14 protein-coding genes, 1 tRNA gene and 9 pseudogenes are annotated in these 21,898 nt (G+C 63.6%); 18 read left to right on the forward strand and 6 right to left on the reverse strand.

Annotated elements, in window-relative coordinates; translation table 11 throughout:
- Nucleotides 1-26: 26 nt before the first annotated feature.
- The 3 pseudogenes from coaBC to H9L14_RS07635 all read left to right on the forward strand — a co-directional run bounded on the left by coaBC (nucleotide 27) and on the right by H9L14_RS07635 (nucleotide 2,390).
- Nucleotides 27-1,203, forward strand: a pseudogene (coaBC, locus tag H9L14_RS07625) (bifunctional phosphopantothenoylcysteine decarboxylase/phosphopantothenate--cysteine ligase CoaBC).
- Nucleotides 1,200-1,636 (forward strand): annotated as a pseudogene (dut, locus tag H9L14_RS07630) (dUTP diphosphatase). The pseudogenes coaBC and dut overlap by 4 nt, the downstream one beginning before the upstream one ends.
- Nucleotides 1,633-2,390: pseudogene (locus tag H9L14_RS07635) on the forward strand (HesA/MoeB/ThiF family protein). The pseudogenes dut and H9L14_RS07635 overlap by 4 nt, the downstream one beginning before the upstream one ends.
- Here the strand turns inward: H9L14_RS07635 and topA are convergent.
- The 3 genes and pseudogenes from topA to plsY all read right to left on the reverse strand — a co-directional run bounded on the left by topA (nucleotide 2,387) and on the right by plsY (nucleotide 6,162).
- A complete protein-coding gene (gene topA / locus H9L14_RS07640) occupies nucleotides 2,387-4,861 on the reverse strand; it encodes a type I DNA topoisomerase (RefSeq protein WP_187707643.1) in 2,475 nt (824 codons plus the stop codon). The pseudogene H9L14_RS07635 and the gene topA overlap by 4 nt on opposite strands.
- Nucleotides 4,862-4,912: 51 nt before the next feature.
- A pseudogene (locus tag H9L14_RS07645) lies at nucleotides 4,913-5,498 on the reverse strand (DNA-processing protein DprA); the annotation flags it as partial.
- Nucleotides 5,499-5,571: 73 nt separating this feature from the next.
- Nucleotides 5,572-6,162: a glycerol-3-phosphate 1-O-acyltransferase PlsY gene (gene plsY / locus H9L14_RS07650; RefSeq protein WP_187707644.1), complete on the reverse strand. Its 591-nt coding sequence runs from the start codon at nucleotides 6,160-6,162 to the stop codon at nucleotides 5,572-5,574.
- 74 nt (nucleotides 6,163-6,236) lie between these two features.
- Here plsY and murI point away from each other — a divergent pair, with 74 nt between their 5' ends.
- From murI to rpsD, 9 genes and pseudogenes are all read left to right on the forward strand, one after another.
- Nucleotides 6,237-7,025 (forward strand): glutamate racemase, encoded by a 789-nt coding sequence (gene murI / locus H9L14_RS07655; protein ID WP_187707645.1) that lies wholly within the window; start codon nucleotides 6,237-6,239, stop codon nucleotides 7,023-7,025.
- Nucleotides 7,026-7,144: 119 nt separating this feature from the next.
- On the forward strand, nucleotides 7,145-8,359 hold the full coding sequence (gene hemA / locus H9L14_RS07660; protein ID WP_187707646.1) for a 5-aminolevulinate synthase: 1,215 nt from the start codon (nucleotides 7,145-7,147) through the stop codon (nucleotides 8,357-8,359).
- Nucleotides 8,356-8,745 carry a GFA family protein gene (locus tag H9L14_RS07665; RefSeq protein WP_246443980.1) on the forward strand — a complete coding sequence of 130 codons (390 nt, stop codon included), beginning with the start codon at nucleotides 8,356-8,358 and terminating at the stop codon, nucleotides 8,743-8,745. Before hemA ends, H9L14_RS07665 begins: the two co-directional genes overlap by 4 nt.
- A 200-nt stretch (nucleotides 8,746-8,945) precedes the next feature.
- Nucleotides 8,946-9,434 carry a hypothetical protein gene (locus H9L14_RS07670; RefSeq protein WP_187707647.1) on the forward strand — a complete coding sequence of 163 codons (489 nt, stop codon included), beginning with the start codon at nucleotides 8,946-8,948 and terminating at the stop codon, nucleotides 9,432-9,434.
- A 168-nt stretch (nucleotides 9,435-9,602) separates the two neighbouring features.
- The gene (gene rpiB, locus H9L14_RS07675) at nucleotides 9,603-10,052 is read left to right on the forward strand and encodes a ribose 5-phosphate isomerase B (protein WP_187707648.1); all 450 of its coding nucleotides are present in this window, start codon (nucleotides 9,603-9,605) and stop codon (nucleotides 10,050-10,052) included.
- Nucleotides 10,052-11,355: pseudogene (glyA, locus tag H9L14_RS07680) on the forward strand (serine hydroxymethyltransferase). The gene rpiB and the pseudogene glyA overlap by 1 nt, the downstream one beginning before the upstream one ends.
- Complete coding sequence (nrdR, locus tag H9L14_RS07685) at nucleotides 11,355-11,834, forward strand: transcriptional regulator NrdR (RefSeq protein ID WP_187707649.1); 480 nt, start codon at nucleotides 11,355-11,357, stop codon at nucleotides 11,832-11,834. Before glyA ends, nrdR begins: the two are co-directional and overlap by 1 nt.
- A 71-nt stretch (nucleotides 11,835-11,905) precedes the next feature.
- Nucleotides 11,906-12,561 (forward strand): annotated as a pseudogene (locus tag H9L14_RS07690) (RNA methyltransferase).
- Nucleotides 12,562-12,694: 133 nt separating this feature from the next.
- Nucleotides 12,695-13,309: a 30S ribosomal protein S4 gene (gene rpsD, locus H9L14_RS07695; protein WP_187707650.1), complete on the forward strand. Its 615-nt coding sequence runs from the start codon at nucleotides 12,695-12,697 to the stop codon at nucleotides 13,307-13,309.
- Nucleotides 13,310-13,366: 57 nt separating this feature from the next.
- Here the strand turns inward: rpsD and H9L14_RS07700 are convergent, their stop codons facing one another.
- Nucleotides 13,367-15,157, reverse strand: a complete 1,791-nt coding sequence (locus H9L14_RS07700; protein ID WP_187707651.1) for a M61 family metallopeptidase — start codon at nucleotides 15,155-15,157, stop codon at nucleotides 13,367-13,369.
- A 121-nt stretch (nucleotides 15,158-15,278) separates the two neighbouring features.
- Here H9L14_RS07700 and H9L14_RS07705 point away from each other — a divergent pair.
- The 3 genes and pseudogenes from H9L14_RS07705 to H9L14_RS07715 all read left to right on the forward strand — a co-directional run bounded on the left by H9L14_RS07705 (nucleotide 15,279) and on the right by H9L14_RS07715 (nucleotide 17,646).
- A pseudogene (locus H9L14_RS07705) lies at nucleotides 15,279-16,255 on the forward strand (agmatine deiminase family protein).
- Nucleotides 16,252-17,102 (forward strand): annotated as a pseudogene (gene aguB, locus H9L14_RS07710) (N-carbamoylputrescine amidase). The pseudogenes H9L14_RS07705 and aguB overlap by 4 nt, the downstream one beginning before the upstream one ends.
- Nucleotides 17,103-17,208: 106 nt before the next feature.
- The gene (locus H9L14_RS07715) at nucleotides 17,209-17,646 is read left to right on the forward strand and encodes a YybH family protein (protein ID WP_187707652.1); all 438 of its coding nucleotides are present in this window, start codon (nucleotides 17,209-17,211) and stop codon (nucleotides 17,644-17,646) included.
- Here the strand turns inward: H9L14_RS07715 and H9L14_RS07720 are convergent.
- Nucleotides 17,636-18,219: pseudogene (locus tag H9L14_RS07720) on the reverse strand (uracil-DNA glycosylase). The gene H9L14_RS07715 and the pseudogene H9L14_RS07720 sit on opposite strands and share 11 nt — an antisense overlap.
- On the opposite strand from H9L14_RS07720, the gene H9L14_RS15745 reads away from it, so the two are divergent.
- The 3 genes from H9L14_RS15745 to H9L14_RS07730 all read left to right on the forward strand — a co-directional run bounded on the left by H9L14_RS15745 (nucleotide 18,131) and on the right by H9L14_RS07730 (nucleotide 18,909).
- A complete protein-coding gene (locus H9L14_RS15745) occupies nucleotides 18,131-18,316 on the forward strand; it encodes a hypothetical protein (RefSeq protein WP_246444766.1) in 186 nt (61 codons plus the stop codon). The pseudogene H9L14_RS07720 and the gene H9L14_RS15745 sit on opposite strands and share 89 nt — an antisense overlap.
- Nucleotides 18,317-18,404: 88 nt before the next feature.
- Nucleotides 18,405-18,878 carry a 2-amino-4-hydroxy-6-hydroxymethyldihydropteridine diphosphokinase gene (gene folK / locus H9L14_RS07725; RefSeq protein ID WP_246444576.1) on the forward strand — a complete coding sequence of 158 codons (474 nt, stop codon included), beginning with the start codon at nucleotides 18,405-18,407 and terminating at the stop codon, nucleotides 18,876-18,878.
- Nucleotides 18,834-18,909 (forward strand) — tRNA-Lys (locus H9L14_RS07730). The genes folK and H9L14_RS07730 overlap by 45 nt, the downstream gene beginning before the upstream one ends.
- Nucleotides 18,910-19,055: 146 nt before the next feature.
- On the opposite strand, the gene H9L14_RS07735 is transcribed toward H9L14_RS07730, so the two are convergent.
- Nucleotides 19,056-21,755: a TonB-dependent receptor plug domain-containing protein gene (locus tag H9L14_RS07735; protein WP_187707653.1), complete on the reverse strand. Its 2,700-nt coding sequence runs from the start codon at nucleotides 21,753-21,755 to the stop codon at nucleotides 19,056-19,058.
- Nucleotides 21,756-21,898: the final 143 nt, after the last annotated feature.

Consider the following 21,898-nt stretch of genomic DNA (forward strand, 5'->3'; position numbering starts at 1 on the left):
CCGCACACAGGGCTAAGCCGCGCGCAATGGCCAAGGTGCTGCTGATCGTTGGCGGGGGAATCGCCGCCTACAAGTCGCTCGAGCTTGTTCGGCTCTTCAAGAAGGCGGGTCACGAGGTCACGCCCGTGCTGACCCGAGGCGGCGAGCATTTCGTCACGCCGATGGCGCTCGGCGCCCTTGCGCAGAGCGAAGTCCACACGTCGCTCTGGGAGCTCAAGGACGAAGTGGAGATGGGCCATATCCAGCTTAGCCGTTCGGCCGATTTCATCCTCGTCTGCCCGGCGACCGCGGACCTTCTCGCGAAGATGGCGGCGGGCATCGCCGACGATCTCGCAACGACCCTGCTCCTTGCGACCGACAAGAAGGTCGTCGTCGCCCCGGCCATGAACGTCCGCATGTGGCAGCATCCGGCGACAGAGCGGAGTGTCGCCCAACTGAAGATCGACGGCGTGACCGTCATCGATCCGGACGAGGGCGAGATGGCTTGCGGCGAGTTCGGCCCCGGCCGCCTGCCCCAGCCTGACGCGATCGTCGATTTCCTTACCAAGAACGGGTTCCTCGGCACCAAGTGAGTCTCATCGGCAAGCATGTTCTGGTCACTGCCGGGCCGACGCACGAGCCGATCGATCCCGTGCGGGTGATCGCCAATCGTTCCTCAGGGCGACAGGGCTTCGCAATCGCCGCGGCGGCCGAGGAGCTTGGAGCGCACGTGACCCTGATCGCAGGTCCCGTTTGCCTCGAGACGCCACGGGACGTGAAGCGCGTGAACGTGGAGACCGCAGAGCAAATGGCCGATGCGGTCATGGCCGCTCTTCCCGCAGACGTTGCCATCTTCGTTGCTGCAGTGGCGGACTGGCGGGTCGAACCCTCGGCGACAAAGCTGAAGAAGGGCGAAGGGCCGCCGAAACTCCAGTTCATTCCGACCCGCGACATTCTCGCCGAGATCTCCAGTCACGAGCAGCGGCCTCACCTCGTTGTGGGCTTCGCTGCGGAGACGGACCGGGTCGTCGAGAACGCAATCGCCAAGCAGGTTGGCAAGGGCGCCGACTGGATCGTCGCCAACGACGTGTCGGGCGATGTCATGGCGGACACAGGAACCGGGTGCACCTCGTCACCGGCGATTCGGTCGAGGACTGGCCCGAGGATTCCAAAGAAGAAGTCGCGCGGCACCTGATCCGCCGCGTCGCACAGGAGTTTGCATGATTGAAATCAAGCTTACCCGGTTGTCGCACGGCGCCGGGCTGCCCTTGCCGAAATACGCAACCGAACATGCCGCTGGCCTGGACGTGGTCGCTGCCGAGGACCTGACCTTGCAGCCGGGCAAGCGCCACGCCGTTGCAACCGGCTTCGCGATCGAGATTCCGCACGGCCATGAGGTGCAGGTACGCCCACGCTCGGGCCTCGCACTCAAGAACGGCATCACCTGCCTCAACACGCCCGGCACGATCGACAGCGACTATCGCGGCGAAGTGAAGGTCATCCTCGCGAATCTCGGCGATGAGCCTTTCGAAGTCCGCCGCGGCGAGCGCATCGCCCAGCTTGTGCCGGCGCCCGTCCTGCGCGCCCATTTCACCGAGGTGCACGAGCTTGAGGAGACGGCGCGCGGCAGCGGGGGTTCGGAAGCACCGGGCGGTGACCGACCTCAGCGAGGACGAACTCGAACGCTACGCCAGGCACATCGTTCTTCCCCAGGTTGGCGGCGTCGGTCAGCGCAAGCTGAAGGCCGCGAGCATTGTGGTGGTCGGTGCCGGAGGCATCGGCAGCGCGGTGTTGCCGGCAATGGCCGGCGCTGGCGTGGGCCGGCTGACGATCATCGACGATGATATTATCGATCGAACCAATTTGCAGCGACAGCCGATCTTCCGCGACGATCAGATCGGCCAACCGAAAGCCGTTCTGGCATCCGAGTTCGTCCGCAACCTGAACCCGTACGTGGAAGTCGAAGCAGTGCAGCAACGGCTGACGGCCGAAAATGCCGAGACACTCCTCAGCGGCTACGACCTCGTTCTCGACGGCTGCGACAATTTTGCGACGCGGCTGGTCGTTGGTGACACGCTCACGCGCCTCCACATCCCGCTCGTTTCGGCGGCCGCGGTCCAGTTCCAGGGCCAGGTTGGGCTCTTCCGGGTTGGGAGGCCGACAGGCCCTGCTATCGCTGCTTCGTCGGGGACGCTTTCGACAGCAACGATTGCGACACCTGCGCCGAACAGGGCGTGCTCGGAGCGCTTACGGCGACCGTCGGCGGTTTCGCGGCGCTGATGGCGATCCGCGCGACGGTCGGCATCGGCGAGGACGTCGCCGGAAGCCTGTTCCTGTTCGACGGAGCCGCGCTCGACTGGCGGAAGATTTGCCTGCCGAAAGACCCGAATTGCCGGACCTGCTCGGCCTAGGCTTTTTTCTTCCGGGCCGGCTTCCTTTTGCCCTTCGCCGACGGCCCCTTCGCCGCCTTTGCATCGATCCATTCGAGCGCCTGCTCCAGCGTCACCGACTTCGGATCCGAGCTTTTCGGCAAGGTCGCATGGGTCGTGCCGTCGCTGACGTACGGACCGTAGCGGCCAGCCATCACCTTGATTTCCTTGCCGCTGCTAGGGTGCGCGCCGAGCACGGCAATGGGCTCACGCGATGCGCCTTCCCGGCGGCCAGCACCTGAAGCGGCGTCCGCGAGTTTCACGACAGCGGCGTTCATGCCGGTCTCGAAGACTTCGGCGGTCGAGGCCAGGCGCGCATATTTGCCGTCATGCTCGAGATACGGGCCGTAGCGCCCGATCGAGGCCTTGATCGTCTTGCCCGTCTCCGGATGCGGACCAATCTCGCGAGGCAAAGACAGCAGGCGCTCGGCCATTTCCGCATCGACGTCCGCAACCGGCACGTCCTTCGGGATCGATGCACGCTTGCCTTCGCGCTCCAGATACGGGCCGAAGCGGCCGGACTTGAGCTCAATGCCGTTGCCGAGGTCCTGCGGGCCTTCGCTCGCCTGGCCTTCCGCACCGCCCTGGCCGAACTTCTGCGTGTAGCGACACTCGGGATAGTTGGAGCAGGCGACGAAAGCACCGAACTTGCCGCCACGGAGCGACAGCCGTCCGTTGCCGCAAGCCGGGCAGACGCGCGGGTCCGAACCGTCCTCGCGCGGCGGATAAAGCCATGGTGCGAGGAACTCGTCGAGCGCCGCTGTGACCTCGGACGGCTTCTGCTCCATCACCTCGCCCGCCTTGGGCCTGAAATCATGCCAGAATTCTTCCAGCAATTTCTGCCAGTCGAGTCGGCCACCTGAGACGTCGTCGAGCTCTTCCTCAAGCTCGGCCGTGTAATCATAGCTGACATAGCGCTCGAAGAAGCGCTCGAGGAACGCGGTGACGAGCCGGCCGCTCTCTTCCGGGATGAAGCGCGCCTTGTCGACGCGCACATATTCGCGGTCCTTCAGCGTCTGGAGGATCGACGCGTATGTTGACGGCCGACCGATCCCCAGTTCCTCCAGGCGCTTTACAAGGCTCGCCTCGGAATAGCGCGGCGGCGGCTGGGTGAAATGCTGGGTCGCCTCGACGCCGGTCTTCGCTGGAGCATCGCCTTCGCGAAGCGCGGGCATACGGGCGCCCTCTTCGTCCTCCGCCTTCTCGTCGCGACCCTCTTCGTAGAGCGCGAGAAAGCCCGGGAAGAGGACGACCTGGCCGGTCGCGCGGAGGACTGCCCTGCCTGCTCCGTCGGTCAGCTCCACGGTGGTGCGTTCCAGGCGAGCAGACGCCATCTGGCTTGCGAGCGCGCGGTTGTAGACCAGCTCGTAGAGGCGCGCATGATCGCCGGATGCAGCGCGCGACTTGCTGAAGTCGGTCGGACGGACTGCCTCGTGGGCCTCCTGCGCGTTTTTCGCCTTGCTCGTGTAGCGGCGCGGCTTGTCGGGCACGTAGCCGCCGTCATAGCGGTTCGCGATCGCCTTGCGGGCGGCGCTGATCGCCTCCTCCGCCATGTCGACGCCGTCGGTCCTCATGTAGGTGATCAGCCCGTCCTCGTAGAGCGACTGGGCGACCCGCATGGTGTGGCTGGCCGAGAAGCCGAGCTTGCGCGCGGCCTCCTGCTGCAGCGTCGAAGTGGTGAACGGCGGAGGTGGGTTCTTGGCGAAAGGTTTTGTCTCTACCGACGAGACGGTGAAGCGTCCGGCTTCGACCATCGCCTTGGCGGCGTCGGCCTCACCCTTGCTGCCGATCGACAGGCGGTCGAGCTTCTTGCCGTCGAGCTGAACGAGACGACCCGTGAACTGCTGGCCGTCCGCTTCGAACGTCGCGCTGACCAGCCAATATTCCTGGGTCTTGAAGACCTCTATCTCGCGTTCTCGGTCGACGATGAGGCGTAGAGCAACGGACTGGACACGACCGGCCGATTTGGCACCGGGCAACTTGCGCCACAGGATCGGCGAAAGCGTGAAGCCGACGAGATAGTCGAGCGCCCGACGCGCCCTGTAGGCGTCGATCAGATCCTCATCGAGCTCCCGCGGATTGCGCATCGCCTCGGTGACTGCGGCATTCGTGATCGCATTAAAGGTGACGCGCTGCACGCTCGCGGGAAGCGCCTTCTTCTGCCGAAGCACCTCCTGCACGTGCCAGCTGATCGCCTCGCCCTCACGATCGGGGTCGGTGGCGAGGATCAAGGTATCGGCCTTCTTGGCCTCGTCAGTGATCAGCTTCAGCTGCTTCGACCGGTCCGGCGAGACCTGCCACTGCATGTCGAAGTTTTGTTCGGGATCGACCGAGCCATCCTTCGGCGGAAGATCGCGCACGTGCCCGTAGCTGGCGAGCACTCGATGCCCTCCGCCCAGATACTTCTCGATGGTTTTCGCCTTCGCGGGCGATTCAACGACTACCAGCTTCAAAATTTGCCCTCACGCATACGCGTATAACGTGGGGTCGACGGATTCGGCTCGTCAAGCGGGTCGAAGACTGACCTTTCCACCCGCATGTCGGTCGAGGCACCCGGCGAGGTCCAGCTCACGGAGGGCCATCTGCACCGCGCCAGTCGGAGCACGGACAGGCGGATGATCTCGTCGACCGGTACGGGCGCAGGGCCGAGCAGTTCCTCGACAAGCCCGAGCGCGCCGGCATCGCCGTCCATCCATCGCGGCTCAGCGGGCTCGTAGGTGGCGCGGGGCGATGCGAAGCCAGGCTGGATCGGCCGAACCGCCTCCAGCACGTCCGCCGCGTTCTGGACGAGAGTTGCGCCCTACCGGATCAGCTGGTTTCAGCTGGGCTCCCGGATCGAGGGGCGGTCCGGGGACGGCCATGACCTCCCTGCCCGCTTCCGCGGCAAGCCGCGCGGTGATCAATGAGCCAGACTTCGGAGCGGCTTCGACAACGACTGTGCCGAGGCTGAGGCCGGCGATGATCCGGTTGCGATAAGGGGAAGTGGCGTGCGCGCGGCTCTGTCCCCGGCAGCATCTCCGCGATCACCAACCCGCACTCGAACATCGCTTCCTGCCGCGTCTGATTTTCCGGCGGATAGAAGACGTCGATCCTCAGCTGGCGGTAGGTAACGGCCCGATGCCGGGCGAACGGACCAGCCGGAGCCGGTCGACCAAATCATTACTCACTCGGTCTTTTTTCCTACCTTCGGTTCGGTGCCCGCCCGCAGGCGCGCGATGTTGGCCTTGTGCTTCCAGACGACGAGAAGCGCGAACGCCAGGAGCATCGGAAACAGGAGTTGATCGCCCAGAATGGCCGCGCTGACCGGAGCGCTGAGGGCCGCAATCATGCCGGCCACCGACGAAATCCGAAGGGTAAGCAGAAGGCCGATCCAAACGACCGCGTAAATGAGGGCCCCAACCGGCAGCAGCGGGATCAGGACACCGAGCAATGTGGCAACCCCCTTGCCGCCCTTGAACCTGAGCCAGACCGGGTAGAGGTGCCCGATCAGCGCCCCTGCCGCCGCGAAATTCTCAGTGCCCGGCCAGAGCTGGCGGACTAGCAGGATCGCTGCAGTCGCTTTCAGGCAGTCGAGAATGAGCGTTGCAGCGGCGAGCAGCTTGCTTCCGGTCCGAAGAACATTGGTCGCGCCTATGTTGCCCGACCCGATATCACGCACGTCGCCTTTGCCCGCGAGGCGCGTCAGTACCAGCCCGAACGGGATCGATCCGAGGAGATAGCCGAGCGCAAGCGCAAGGAGCAGTTCGCTTCGCATGAAACGCGGTTGGTAGCACAAGGACGAACGCCTGCAATTGCGTGCGCCCAATTCGCGTGCAAAGCCGCGCAGCCATGGACGCGAACTCGCCCCTCTTGTTCTTCGATTCCGGTGTCGGTGGCCTGTCGGTCCTGGAGCCGACGCGAAAGCTGCTTCCCAACGCTCCGATCGTCTACGTCGCTGACAACGCCGGCTATCCGTACGGCAAGCGAAGCGAGGCGGAGATCGCCAGCCGGGTGCCTGCATTGCTTGGCCGGCTGGTCGAGCGCTTCCATCCGCGCCTTGCCGTGATCGCCTGCAACACGGCTTCGACCATCGCGCTCGATCACGTCCGCTCGGCGCTCGACCTGCCGGTCGTTGGAACGGTCCCGGCGATCAAGCCGGCCGCGGAGATGTCGAAGACCCGGGCGATCGGCGTCCTCGGAACGGAAGCGACCGTCCGCCAGCCCTATGTCGACAACCTCGCCGCCGAATTCGCGGCCGATTGCACGATCATCCGCCATGGCTCGCCGGAACTCGTCGATCTCGCCGAGGCCAAGCTCGCTGGAGAAGAAATCACCGTCGACGCAGTTCGCTCGGCAGCGCAGCCCATGTTCGATGCGCCGGGCGGTGACCGGATCGACGTGGGTGTCCTCGCCTGCACCCATTTCCCGCTCCTTCGGACGGAACTGAGCCAGGCATTTCCCGGCGTTCAATGGATTGACGGCGGACCGGGCATCGCTCGTCGCATCGCCTACCTGACCCGCGAACAGCCGTGGCCAACCGAGCCATCGGAAGGCGTCATGGTCTTCACTGCCGAACCTAGATCGACATTGTTGAGCACCCTCGCCCACTACGGAATCGGGGAAGTCCAAACGCTCTAGTTGCGAGTCGTTCGCAATGGAAATCCGGTGGACCGAACGGTAATGGCGCGGGATACAGGGCAAGCCTAGGGGAATTTCCCTAGTCAAGTTTGGTGCCGGCGTCGGATAGACAGAACATAATGGACTACGACAGCATCTTCAGGGCCGCGATCGACCGGCTTCACGAGGAAGGGCGCTACCGCGTCTTCATCGATATCCTGCGCACAAAGGGCAATTACCCCAACGCGCAGTGCTTCGCCGGTCACAACGGCCCTAAGCCGATCACGGTGTGGTGCTCGAACGATTATCTATCGATGGGCCAGCATCCGACCGTCGTCGAAGCAATGGAACGCGCTCTTCACGAAGTCGGAGCAGGCGCCGGCGGGACCCGCAACATCAGCGGCAATACCCACTACCACATCGAGCTGGAGGCCGAGCTCGCGGGCCTTCACGGCAAGGAAGCCGGCCTGGTCTTCACGTCCGGCTACATTTCGAACGAAGCCACCTTGTCCACGCTCGGCAAGCTACTTCCGGGCTGCGTGATCTTCTCGGACGAGCTCAATCATGCCTCAATGATCGCGGGGATCAAGAATTCGGGCTGCGAGAAGCGAGTCTTCCGCCACAATGACCTCGAACATCTCGAAGAGCTGCTGGCGGCCGAAGACCCGGAGACGCCGAAGCTGATCGCGTTCGAGAGTGTCTATTCGATGGATGGCGACATCGCTCCGATCGTGGAAATCTGCGACCTCGCGGACAAATATGGAGCGCTGACCTATCTCGACGAAGTCCATGCCGTCGGCATGTACGGCGCCCAGGGCGGCGGTATTTCGGAACGCGACGGTGTCGCGGACCGGCTGACCCTGATCGAGGGAACGCTTGGCAAGGCGTTCGGAGTGATGGGCGGCTACATCACCGCTTCCAAGACGATCGTCGATTGCATTCGCAGCTACGCGCCGGGCTTCATCTTCACGACCTCGCTCTCGCCGGTGCTCGTTGCCGGCGCGCTCGCGAGCGTCCGCCACCTCAAGGCTTCGTCAGTAGAGCGCGACGCGCAGCAGGCGAAAGCAGCCCTCCTGAAGGCGAAGTTCACAGAGTTCGGGCTGCCGGTGATGCCGAGCGTGACGCACATCGTCCCGCTGCTGGTAGGTTGCCCAGTCAAGGCGAAGCGGATCAGCGACATTTTGCTCGCCGAGTACGGACTCTACGTACAGCCGATCAATTTCCCGACCGTCCCACGCGGCACGGAGAGGCTGCGATTCACGCCGGGCCCGTCCCACACCGCCGAGATGATGGACGAGCTGACATCGGCGCTAATCGAGATCTGGGACCGGCTGGAGCTGAAACTGGCCGCTTGAGCCTTCCACTTTCGTGCATTGCGGACCTTCCTGCCCGGCGATTACATGTCGTCATGGGTGTTCAGGGAAGCTGCCACTGCGGCAACGTGCGGATCGAGCTGCCAAGCAAACCCGAGTGGGTCGCAGACTGTAACTGCTCCCTCTGTCGCCGGCTTGCATGGCGTACTGCCTATTTCCCACCGGACCAGGTACGCATTTCCGGTGAGACGACAGCCTATGTCTGGGGCGATCGAATGATCGGCATTCACCACTGTCCGGTCTGCGGCTGCGGCACACACTGGGAGTCTCTTGGCGAAGATTTCGGCAAGATGGGCATCAATGCACGCTTGCTCGACGATTTCGATGAAAGCGCCGTCGAGGTCAGGAAAGTCGACAATGCCGGGTGATCGGGTTCGGCGCTAAAGTCCGCTTTCGACCCAAAGCTGCCATTATGGTTTACTCAACGGTCGGCTGTTGCCTCAGCCGCTTGGGTTCCCAGCTAACTAAAGACAAGCTCACCAGTCTTCCGATCGAGATTATTCAAGAGGTTGCGAGGTGCGCTGCTCGATTAAGTCTCGGGCCACGAGGGTACCGAAGGAGACAAGGCATGAAGACTTCATTCCCCTCACTCGTCCTCCGTTCAGGGGCAATCGGCTTGTCTATTTTGGTGTCAATTGGGCCGCAACGGGCCGTTGCCGAGGTGCAGACGGATGCCACGTGCACAAGCGACTCGAAGCTCCTCAATGGCGGACCGACGGAAGTCTTCGGGGACGGCCCTGGCACATATTGGAACCTTATCGAGGCTGGTCTGCAATCCGCATTCGGAGACGACGAAGCGGCAAAGATACAATACTTGAGCGGCGTGTTCGGCCAGCAGTTCACGACGCTGGGCGCTGCGCGGGATTACAACCTGCAAGTCCTCAGCGACGCCTTCGACAAGAACCAGGACGGACTGGTCTGTGTCTACGATCTGCGGGGGACGCGAGCCAATCTCAGGGACCCGTACAGCAAGTACACTTATTTCTCGGTGAGTGACGACAAGATCACGAAGAAGGCCGATAACGCGCTGCAGTTCCGCAGTGCTCCAGGTCAGTGAGACGTCCAGCTCCGGATTCAGCACTTGATCGCTGGGCCTAGCTACATGGCCCGCCAGCCGATTGTGCGGCTCAGTCAAGTCAGTCACCCTCGCGACCGAGATTGATCCTCGGAGCCTTGCGATGCGGTGACGGTGGCGCGTCGAGAACTTGCACGCTAGGAAACTGGCATGCGCATTGCCCTTTCCGCTGACCATGCCGGATACGTTCTGAAGGACCAACTCGCGAGCTGGCTGGTCGAGCAGGGTCATGAAGTCGAGGATCTCGGAACCAATGGTCCCGAAAGCGTCGATTACCCCCGCTACGGAGCCATGCTAGCCGAAGCGCTCGCTGATGGGCGAGCCGATCGCGGAATCACCGTTTGCGGGTCGGGAATCGGCGTTGCGATCGCCGCCAATCGCAACTCCGCCTGCCGCTGCGCCCAGGTCGCGGAGCCGCTTTCGGCATCGCTCGCCCGCCAACACAATGACGCCAACGCCATCGCCCTCGGCGCCCGGCTGATCGGGATCGAGATGGCCAAAGCCTGCGTCACTGCCTTCCTTACCAGCGATTTCCTCGGCGGCCGCCACCAACGGCGCGTCGACCAGCTGGCCAACCCCTCGGAACAGGAACCCGCCTGATGGCCTCCGCCGCCAATTTGAACGACGTCCAGCCCGACGGCTTCTTCACCCGCACGCTCGCCGACGCCGATCCGGCGGTCTTCGAGGGCATCAAGGCCGAACTCGTCCGCGAGCAAACGCAGATCGAGCTGATTGCGTCGGAAAACATCGTCAGCCGCGCGGTGCTAGAGGCGCAGGGCTCTGTCCTGACGAACAAATATGCGGAAGGCTATCCGGGCCGCCGCTACTACCAGGGCTGCGCGCCGTCCGACACGGTCGAGACCCTCGCTATCGAGCGCGCCAAGCAGTTGTTCGGATGTGGCTTTGCCAACGTCCAGCCGCACTCAGGCGCGCAAGCCAACGGCGCGGTGATGATGGCTCTGCTGCAACCCGGCGACACGATCATGGGCATGAGCCTCGCCGCCGGCGGTCACCTCACCCACGGCGCTCCTCCGGCCCAGTCGGGGAAATGGTTCAACGCGGTCCAGTACGGGGTTCGGCAGGACGACCATCTCGTCGACTTCGACGAGGTTGAGCGGCTGGCGAAAGAGAACAAGCCGAAGATGATCATCGCTGGCGGCTCGGCCTATCCACGCCATCTCGATTTCGCGCGCTTCCGCGCGATCGCGGATGAGGTCGGAGCCTATCTGTTCGTCGACATGGCGCACTTCGCGGGCTGGTCGCAGCGGGCGAGCACCCTTCACCGTTCGGTCACGCTCACGTCGTCACGACGACCACGCACAAGACCCTCCGCGGCCCGCGTGGCGGCATGGTGCTGACAGACGACGAGGCCATAGCCAAGAAGGTCAATTCGGCCGTTTTCCCGGGCCTTCAGGGCGGTCCCCTGATGCACGTCATTGCCGCCAAGGCGGTCGCCTTCGGCGAGGCGCTGCAGCCGGAATTCAAGACTTACGCCAAGGCCGTGATCGCCAACGCCCAGACACTCGCCAACCGCCTCAAGGAGCGTGGCGCTGACCTCGTTGCCGGCGGCACCGACACGCACCTGGCACTAGTTGACCTCCGTCCGCTCGGCCTTACCGGCAAAGACGCCGACGAGAGCCTCGAGCATGCCGGCATCACCTGCAACAAGAACGGCGTTCCTTTCGACCCGCTTCCACCGGTGAAGACCAGCGGCATTCGCGTAGGCTCGCCGGCCGGCACGACCCGCGGCTTCGGCAAGGCGGAATTCCGCGATATCGGGGACATGGTTGCCGACGTCCTCGACGGTCTGGTCAAGAACGGACCGGAGAATAATGGCGAGGTCGAGCGCGAGGTGAACGGACGCGTGCGTGAACTTTGCGCGCGCTTCCCCATCTATAGCTGATGCGTTGCCCTTTTTGCGCCCATGAAGACAGCCAGGTGAAGGACAGCCGCCCGTCCGAGGATGGGGCGGCGATCCGCCGCCGGCGCCAATGTGAAGCCTGCGGCGCGCGCTTCACGACCTTCGAGCGCGTCCAGCTCCGCGATCTCACCGTCGTCAAGAAAGACGGCAAGCGCGAGCCGTTCGACCGCGCCAAGCTGGAGCGCGCCATCGGCCACGCCTGCCGCAAGCGCGACGTGGACCCGGCCAAGATCGACCGCCTCGTCAGCGGCGTTCAGCGGCAGATGGAAACGCAGGGGGATGAGGTCACATCCGTGAAGATCGGCGAGGCCGTCATGTTCGGCCTGCGGACGATCGACCACGTCGCCTACATTCGCTTCGCCAGCATCTACAAGGACTTCAGCGACCCGAGCGAGTTCGCCGAGATCGCCGAGCGGGTGGAGAAGGAATCCGTCCCGCCCGGCCACGACAAGTTGCTGTGAGCGCCAGCAAGCCCGTCATCGTCCTCGTCCGTCCGCAGCTTGGCCAGAACATCGGCAAGGCGGCGCGCGCGATGCTCAACTTCGGCCTCACCGATATGCGGCTGGTCGCCCCTCGCGACGGCTGGCCCAATCCGGATGCCGGACCGTCGGCGAGCGGCGCCGACATCGTTCTGGAGCAGGCGCAGGTCTTTGACACCGTCCAGGAAGCGATCGGGGACTGCTCGACCGTGTTCGCCTCCACCGTCCGCCGCCGCGATCTCGTGATGCCGGTAGTCACGCCCGAGAAGATGGCCGACAACATTGTCGCTTCGGCTGGCAGGACTGCAATCCTCTTCGGACCCGAACGCTCGGGCCTCGAGACCGAAGACGTCGCTCTATCGAACGCCATCGTCACGGTGCCCATCAACCCCGAGTTCGGCTCGCTCAACCTTGCTCAGGCTGTGATCCTGCTCGCCTACGAATGGTCGAAGCGGTCGGAGCTGGCGTCGCCGACGGCCAAGGAGCTGGAAGAGCCCGCCCGCACGGCGAAGTCGAAGGTATGATCGCCCAGCTGGAAGAAGAGCTCGACGCCAAGGGCTATTACCACCCGCCGTCGCGGACCCAGGCGACCAAGAACACCATCCGCACTATCTTCACTAAAACCGGCTGGTCGTCGCGCGAGGTGAAGGCCATCCGCGGAATCATCCGTGCCCTCGTGGGCCCGAGCCGAAACCGCTCTGAAACTTGACCTCTGGCGCCCTCTCCCCTAGGTGCGCCGCTCGCAATTGATCCCGCATGCCCGGTGAAGCGGTGATCGCGTAGAGCGCAATGCTCTGCGGTGCGGTCCCGGGCGCAACGATAACGCAAGTTGGAGAATTGACGTGAGCAAGCGCTCTAGCGCCAAGTATAAACTCGACCGCCGCATGGGTGAGAACGTCTTCGGACGCCCCAAGAGCCCGGTCAATCGCCGCGAATATGGTCCCGGTCAGCACGGCCAGCGCCGCAAGAGCAAGGTGTCGGACTTCGGCATCCAGCTCCGCGCCAAGCAGAAGCTGAAGGGCTATTACGGCGACGTCACCGAGAAGCAGTTCAAGCGGACGTACCAGGAAGCGAGCGCCATGAAGGGCGACGCTTCGCAGAACCTGATCGGCCTGCTCGAGCGCCGTCTCGACATGATCGTCTACCGTGCCAAGTTCGCGCCGACGATCTGGGCGGCCCGCCAGCTGGTCAGCCACGGCCACATCCGCGTCAACGGCGTGAAGTGCAACATCGCCAGCCGCCGCGTGAACGTCGGCGACGTGATCGAGCTCGGCCCGAAGGCCCAGGAAATGGCTCTCGTGATTGAGGCGCAGAGCCTCGCCGAGCGTGACGTTCCCGATTACGTCTCGCCGGACGGCACCTCGAAGGTGACCTACACCCGCGTTCCGACGCTGGACGAGGTTCCGTACCCGGTCCGCATGGAACCGAACTTGGTCATCGAATTCTATTCGCGCTGATCTCTCGATCGGTTCGAACAAGCGGGTCGGTCCTTCGGGGCCGCCCTTTTTGTTTGATCAGTTGGTCGGGTACGGCGCCAGCAGCCAGCGCTGGTAAAGCGCCTTCTGAGCCGCGGTCGGACGAGCGACCTTCACCACCTTCGGCTTGTTCTTCGGGATTGAGCCAAGCGTCAGCTTCTTCTGAAGCAACTGATCGCGCCGGAAGTAGCTGACCGTGACGACCTCTCCGGCCTTCCGTTCCATCAGCGCATCCTCGAAGCGGTCCTTCGTGACGCGCCTGCCATCGAATGCCGTGATGATATCGTCCGGAACGAATCCGGCATCCCAGGCGGGACTACCCCGCTCCACGCCCGTCAGCTTCATGCCGCCCTCGGCCTGATCAGCTTTCCAGCCCGCCCATGGATTGGTCGGCACCGTCTTGTCGCTGTCCTCATAGGAAATGCGAAGGCCGACGGCGGCGAGCAGGCGAGCAAAATCCACCGGCGCTGGAGCGTCGACGTTCCGCGTCCACCAATCTTCCCAGGAATGACCCGTCAGTTCGGCAAGGATCGCTTTCACGTCTGTCGCATTAAAACCTTTGCCCTGCTCCGACGGGAATCGTCGGTACAGCGCCTCATGGACATTCCGGTACGAAAGCTTCCCACCGCTTTCCTGCAGGAGCTTGATGTCGAGCAGCCAGGAGACCAGCGATCCCTCCGCGTAAATATCCGCCCAGGCGTTTGTCGCGCGGTCACCGCCGGGTGCAATCCACTCGTCGAATGACGTCGACGCCACCGACTGCGCCGAGGCTCCGGGCGTCCGTCGATAATGGTCGACCGCATCGGCCAGAGCAGCGAAATATTCGTCCGGCTTCATGATACCGGCGCGAACCAGGAATTGGTCGGCGAAATAGTCGGTCGAGCCTTCCTCCAGCCAGAGGAGGTCTGTGTAGTTCTCCTCCTGGTAGCGATACGGGACCATCGCGCTCGCCCGGTAGGCCTTCACGTTCCAAGTGTGGATGAACTCGTGCGAGGCCGTGCTGAGGAATTTCAGGTACTTCTCGCGCGGCTGAAATGAATTACGCGGGATCTGGATGACCGTCGAGTTGCGGTGTTCCGTTGCCCCGCCAACGCCGTCCGTCGCGTGGATCATGAAAACGTAGCGCTGGAAGGGATAGGAGCTCCAGATGCTGGGAGCCTGCGCGACAATCTTCTTCAGGTCGCCAACAGTTTGAGTTGTGTCGTAATTCCCATCGCCCCAGAACACGACCTCATAGTCGCGGTTGCCTTCCTTGAACTGGAACGAGCGGTTGATTCCCGTCTCGATCGGGGAGTCGACGAGGATGTCCCAATTAGCGCCCTTGAACCGGTCCGCGCCATCGGATTGCAGGCCCGAGAAGCTGCGCCATCCGGCAGGCACCTTGAGCGAGACGGTGACATCGTCCGCGCGGGACGCGTCGGAGTACATGAACACCGCAGAGGCATCGAGATATGCGTGGCTGTCGTCGATGTGGCGCGACCGGAGGCCAAGCTCGTTCGCGTAGAGATCATATTCGACGGTGACCGGACCAGTGCCGGCCCGCTGTATCCGCCACGTGGACTTGTCGATCTTCTGCCACGGCAGGGAATGGCCATTACCCTCGCTTGCGGAGAACTGGCTCACGCCGTTCGCGAGGTTCAGGATCTGGTATCGCCCTGTACGCCACGCCGGCATCTTCAAATCGAGAGTGTTGCCGGTAGTTGCCGGGAAGGTGATCCTGACCTTGCCGCTGTGATGCTCAGGCGATGTCAGGTCGATCGCGTAATGGACGGTCGCTTCCGCCGTACTGGTGAACGCCAACGCAAATGCGGCAACCGCCAATCTCAACATCCGTCACTCCCCGCCGTAGATCCGCAACTGTTAGCAGCAGCGAGCGAAAGGCACATGCCGGATCGACGAACGGTGCGCGGCAATCTTTGCTCTTCGTTTCACAACGCTTTAGGCGCGCGCGATGACTTTGCCTCCTCTTCCCGAATGGGCGCCTCACGAAGCCGTCTGGATCGGCTTTCCGTCAGATCCAGAGCTATGGCTTTCGGACTTGAAAGAAGCCGAGAAGGAGGTGGCGGCCTTCGCAAAGGCCGTGCACGCCGGCGGCAAGGGTGAGCAGGTCTGGCTCGTTGCCGCTCACGAGGACGCCGCGACGAAGGCTCGCCAGCTCGCGCCGTTCGCGACCGTGATCGTCGAGAAGTTCGGCGACATCTGGCTTCGCGACAGCGGGCCAATCGTCATGGGCTCGGGCAAACAGCGCCGGGCGCAGGGTTTCCGCTTCAACGGCTGGGGCAACAAATACGATCTCGAAGGCGACCAGGACGTGGGCGAGCGCATCGCGAAGGCCGCGTCCCTGCCATACGCGCAGGCCGATTGGGTGCTCGAAGGCGGAGCGATCGACGGAGATGGGTCGGGCACGGTTATTACGACCGAGCAATGCCTTCTGAATCCCAATCGCAATCCCGGCGCGACCCACGAGGACATTGAGGGCCGGCTGGAGCATGATCTCGGTTTCGAACGCGTCGTCTGGCTCGGCGAAGGTCTGCTCAACGACCATACCGACGGTCACGTCGACAATCTCGCGAGGTTCGTGGCCCCGGCCGCGTTGCGATCCCCACGGCGGCGAAGGACGACCCTAACGAGACCGTCTACCGCGATGCTGCCAAGCGACTGAGGGCAGCAAGGCTCGATGTTGTCACTCTGCCCTCGCCCGGCCGCATCGAGAGTGAGGACGGAGACGTCATCCCGGCGAGCTACATGAACTTCTACATCGGCAATGCCGCAGTCATTGTCCCGCAGTATGGCGCTCCGAACGATCGCGCTGCCGTGGACGTCGTCCAGGCGCTGTTCCCTGGCCGCGTTGCAATCGGGTTGCGCGCTGACCATGTGCTGACCGGAGGCGGAAGCTTCCACTGTATTTCCCAGCAGGTTCCCGCATGACCAAGCTTACCGTCGCCGCGCTTCAGCTCGCTTTCACCGAAGACACGGTCGCCAACATCAAGGCGGTCGCCGACCTCGTGCGCGAAGCGGCTTCGAAAGGCGCGGAGGTCGTCCTTCCGCCGGAACTGTTCGAAGGCCCTTATTTCTGCCGCGTCGAGGACGAGAGCCTGTTCGCGAACGCGCGCCCGACTGCCGAGCATCCCTCGGTCCTTGCGATGCAGGAGCTAGCGAAGGAGCTCAAGATCTGGATCCCGACCAGCTACTTCGAGCTGGACGGCCCGCATCATTACAATTCGCTCGCGATGATCGGCCCGGACGGGAAAATCGCCGGCGTCTACCGTAAGAGCCACATTCCGACGGGCCCGGATACGAAGAGAAGTTCTACTTTCGGCCCGGAAATACCGGTTTCAAGGTTTGGAACGGACCGCACATGTCGACGCTCGGCGTCGGAGTCTGCTGGGACCAGTGGTACCCCGAAACGGCGCGAGCGATGATGCTGATGGGCGCGGACATCCTCTTCTACCCGACCGCCATCGGCACCGAGCCGCACGACCCCGACCTCGACACGTCGCGCCTGTGGCGGAGGGCGATGATCGGTCACGCCGTCTCGAATGTGGTTCCCGTCGTCGCCGCCAACCGGATCGGCACCGAGCACGGGCAGCGCTTCTACGGCCACAGCTTCATCTGCGACGAGCGCGGGGACATGCTCGCCGAGTTCGGAGCGGACGAAACCGGGGTGCTGGTTGCGACGCTCGACCTTGCGCAGGCGAAGAAGCACCGCGCAGCCTTCGGGTTCTTCCGCGACCGACGGCCGGAGCTTTACGGACGGCTCGTCGAGGATCGCTGATCCTCATTGACTCAAAAACGTTAGAGGCGCTTGTTCCGCCCCTCAATGATGGGGGACGAATCATGCGCACGATACTGACTTGTGCCGTCCTTATGGCCTGTGCCGCGTGCACCCAGAATGCGCCCTCTCCGTCGGCAAAGCCCGACACAGCCGCCGAGACCGCGGCGATCGAGAAGCTGGAGCAGGCCAGATCGCGGCAATCACGGCGCGGGACCCGGCGAGCGCTACTTCGCTCTACGCCGACGACGCGGTGTTTATCGGTGATCGCGGCGAAACGAGCCGTGGCAAGGAGGCCATCGTAGCCGGGTTCAAGAGCTTCCTGAGCGATCCGGCGATCAAGGTCGATTACAAGCCAGGCGCGAAGGTCTTCAGCGAGAGCGGCGACATGGCCTACTCGACCGCAGAATATACGGAGACCTACACCGATTCCGCGACGAAGAAGCTCGTCAACATAAAGGGAACGAACCTCAGCGTCTGGAAGAAGCAGCAGGACGGAAGCTGGAAGCTGGTCGCCGACAGCAATCCCGCCGGCCCTACCGGATAAGGGAAAGAGCCCGCTCGAACACAGCCTCGAACATCGGGCGGTCGAGCCGCCCGGTGTTCTGGTTGTAGCGGGAGCAATGATAGCTGGAGAGCAGCAGGCGGCCATCGGCCGCTTTCGCCTCCGCGGCATGGCCGAACTTCGTGGTAGTCGGGGCAGACCCAGTGCCCGCGCGGCGGCGACGTGGGCAATCTGGCCTAGAGCGAGAAGCACGCGAACCTTGGGAAGGGAAGCCAGCGCGGCTTCGAAGTAATTGCGACACGTCCTGATCTCGCCCGGCTCCGGTTTGTTGGCCGGCGGAAGACATTTCACCGCGTTGAGTATCACCGCGCCCTTTAGCTTCAACCCGTCGGTCGGGTCAGCGCCATACTCACCCTCCGCCAACCCAAACTTGAGCAGCGTCTCGTACAGCAGCTCGCCGGCATAATCGCCGGTAAAGGGACGGCCTGTGCGGTTCGCGCCATGCTTTCCAGGAGCAAGGCCGACAATGGCCAGCCACGCCTCGGGATCGCCGAAAGCCGGAACCGGCGCATTCCACCAGTCGGGATGCTCGTCGCGGCATTCGTGGCGGAAGATGACCAGCCGCGGGCAGAGCGGGCAGTCGCGCGGAGCCTCGGCATTGGGGACCGGCGACAGGTCGGCGGGGCTGGCGAACTGCATGATCGTGCCGTAGGCGACCCGCTGTGTCAGGCGCAACGCAACTCTATGCCATCGCCATCGGCTCGAACCGGCCGCACGGCCGTCATGGCCGGCCGCCGCAGGTGATCGAGGCCGCTATTGCCAGGCTCGATCAGCAGTTCGGCCTGTTCGACGCAGCTCCGATAATCCTCAACCCGGCGCACGGCGGCGCAGGCCGCGATTTTGCCAATTCCGTTGCCCTGATCGAGAGCGCGCTGGAGCCGCCCGAAGTGCTGCGGCAGCTGAAAACGATCGAGCGGGAGTTCGGCCGTCGGCCCGGCCGTCGCTGGGGCTCGCGGGTGCTCGACCTCGACATCATCGTCTGGAGCGGCGGAAACTGGAGCGAACGCGGGCTCTCCATCCCGCATAAATCCGCGACCGAGCGCAGCTTTGTGATCGGCCCTCTGGCAACGATTGCTCCTAGCTGGCGGATCGACGGCCACCAGACTGCACATCATTTCGCCCATCGCCTTGCCCGCCGCCGCCTCGCAGGTAACGGGGCACGGCTGGTCGGGCCCTTAGCTCAGTCGGTAGAGCAACTGACTTTTAATCAGTAGGTCGCTGGTTCGAATCCAGCAGGGCTCACCAGCACCGAACTCGCCCGACACCCGTTGGAAACAGGGCGGATTGAAGCCCGCCCGCCACCTCTCAGAACGTCACCGAAACCCGGCCGTAAACGTAGCGGCCATTGAAGCCGAACGGCGAGAAGATCGAGTACGGGATGTAGATCTGGTTCACGGGTAGACGCCACCGACCGACGTTGGTCGCGGCCCGAACGGCGAGCGGTCAGGATACACGTCGAACAAATTGTCCGCACCCAGCGCAAACTCGGTGCCGCCACCGGGCTTCCAGCGAAGCTCGGCGTCGGTGATCCACTTCGCGCCGAGGAAGATATCATCGGGGCCGTATGCGGTCAGGCTCGTCGGATCGGAGATTGGCGCCGCGGCACCCGGAGACACGACCTTGCCGTAACGGGTGGTCCGGGCGGTCAAGCCCAGCTTGCCGAAATCGCCATCGGCGCTGAGGACGATCTTGTCTCTCGGCTGGCCCTTCGTGAACCGAAGGCCTTCGACTCGGCCGAACAGGACAAGCCCGGGAATTTGCGCGAGCGGGCCAAGTGCGTTCAACCGCTTGTCGATCTTCGTCTTGTTGTAATTGTAGGCGGCAGTCAGCGTCCAGCGGCCGAGGTCGCCGGCGCGGAAGTTGTAGGCGCCGACAAGGTCGATGCCCTTGGTGGTAGTGTCGAGACCGTTGATGAAGAAGCGAGCCGCGCCGACGCTCGGGAATCCGTTGGCATCGAGGATGGCCTTCACCGCGGCGTTCTGCGCCGAGGTTCCGCTACCCGCGGCACCCAGGTTCTCGGTCAGGACGATGCGGTCCTTGATCTTGATCTTGTATAGATCGGCGGTGAGCGTCAGGCCGCGGAACGGGTTTGCCGTAGCACCAAGGCTGAGGTTGACCGACTTCTCGGGCTTGAGCGGCGTCGAGCCGAGCGCCTGGGCTACTGGGCTGTCCACCGCGACGGTCGAGATGTCGACTGGCAAGCCTCCGATGAAATTGGTCGATGTCGTGGTGAAGAATTGCTGGTGAAGCGACGGTGCACGGAAGCCGTTCGAGACGGAACCGCGGATCGCATATCCCTCAATCGGCTCGTAGCGAGCGGCAAACTTGCCGTTCCAGGTCGAGCCGAAGTCGGAATAATCCTCGAAACGACCGGCGAGAGTCGTCGTGAAGCCCTCGAACGGATCGGTATCGAGCTCGGCATAAGCGGCCCAGCTGTGGCGGCTCTCGTCCGTCCTGCTGTTCTCCGGAATGCCGGGGAAGCCCTGCGCACCGACCGGAGCCTGGCGGCCCGGGAAGCTGCAGATGCCGGTCGAGACGTTGTAAACGCCCTGCTCGGTCGCGCAGTTCGCTGAGGTGGTCGCAAAGGACGCGCGGAAGAGAGGACCGATCGCCCAGGAGAAGGTGTCGCCCGGCCGGATCTTGAACTGCTCTCGACGATGCTCGGCGCCCACGGCGACCGAGAGCGGCTTCGCGAATCCAATGTCGAACTGGTTCGAGAAGTCGAGGTTGAAGATCGTCTGTCCATAGCGCAGGCCACCCGCGTCGAAGTCGCTGGGGCTGTCCGGTCCAAAAGATGAGTTCAGCGTATCGTGGACTTGATAATCGAAGCTGTCGTGGCCTCGACCGACGGAGAAGTCTGCCTTCCAACCCTTGATCTCGCCGCGGACGCCGACGGTCCCGGCATAATCCTCGAGTTCGGTCTCGATCAGGGGGAGAAAGCCGATGTCCGTCAGCGGCACGAAATTTGCTGCGGTCGGCGAGACGTTGGGCGCTAGCGCGCTCCAGTCCCGGTTCGCCGAATTGCTTTGCTGGCGCCAGTTGGCGGCGCTCTCCGCGTTGCGGTGCCCGTACGAGCCGAACGCGTAGGCTTCCCAGCCGGGGCTGACCTCCAGGCCGGCGTTGAGGAAGAAATTGTAATCCTTCGAATCCGGGTCGCCGAAGCGGAACTGAAGCCGGTTGAAGCTGACTTCCCGTGGGTCGAACGCAGACGTCGGCCGAATGAAGTTCGGTCGCAGGTCATATCCGGCACGGTTGGTACGGTCGCGGTTGTGAAACTCGCCGGTGAGATTGATGTAGCCGTTAGGGCCGATCGGCAGGCCGAGGTTCGCGGCGAGCGTCACCTGGGTCCCGTCATGTGCCTTCCGCTCCCCGTCCATATTGGCGAGGAAGTAGCGGCTGTCGGTGGGATCGAGCTGCGGCTGGCCGTTGGCGTCGAGTTGCAGGCCGGTAACCCGAGCCACGTCATTGATCGTCGTGTAATATTGTCCGTAGGTCAGGCTGACCCGACCGCCGTGGTTGGCGTTCTTGATCTGGATGTTGATGACGCCGGCGATGGCGTCCGAGCCGTATTGCGCGGCCGCACCGTCGCGCAACACCTCGACCCGGCCGATGGCAAGGCTGGGAATGAGGTTCATATCGACTGCGGCGCTGCCGCGACCGACCGTGCCGTTGATGTTGAGCAGCGCGGACACGTGCCGGCGCTTGCCGTTGACGAGGACCAAGGTCTGGTCGGGGCTGAGGCCGCGCAATGTCGCCGGGCGAAGCGCGTCCGAACCGTCGGCAATGGATGGCGACGGAAAATTGAAAGACGGTACTAGCTGGTTGAGGATCCGGTTCGTCTCCGTCTGGCCAGTATTCGCGATCGCTTCCGAACCGATCACGTCCACCGGAACGGGGCTGTCGGCCACGGTTCGGTCGGAACGCCGGGTACCGGTGACCACGATCGTCTCTTCGTCGGGCGTGGTGCTCTGCGTCGCCGCAGCTGGAGCGGGTTGGGCTGCAGGCTGATTGGTCTGCTGCGCCTCAGCGGCGGTCGCGAATGCGAAAGGGCTGAGGGTGGCGAGAAGCAGGCTGCGGGAATGGAGTTTCATGGTGGCTCCTTGATGCAACAACGGTGCGTATCTGGCTGAAGCACAAGGAATTCTGAAAAGGCGTCCATGGCAAGCAGTGCGCCCTGGCCGTCTCGATTCTGTCGCACTGCTGTTGCAGTGCAGCAACATAGTTACCGCTGCAT

The organism is Sphingomonas sediminicola (genome assembly GCF_014489515.1).
Taxonomy (GTDB): Bacteria; Pseudomonadota; Alphaproteobacteria; order Sphingomonadales; family Sphingomonadaceae; genus Sphingomicrobium; species Sphingomicrobium sediminicola.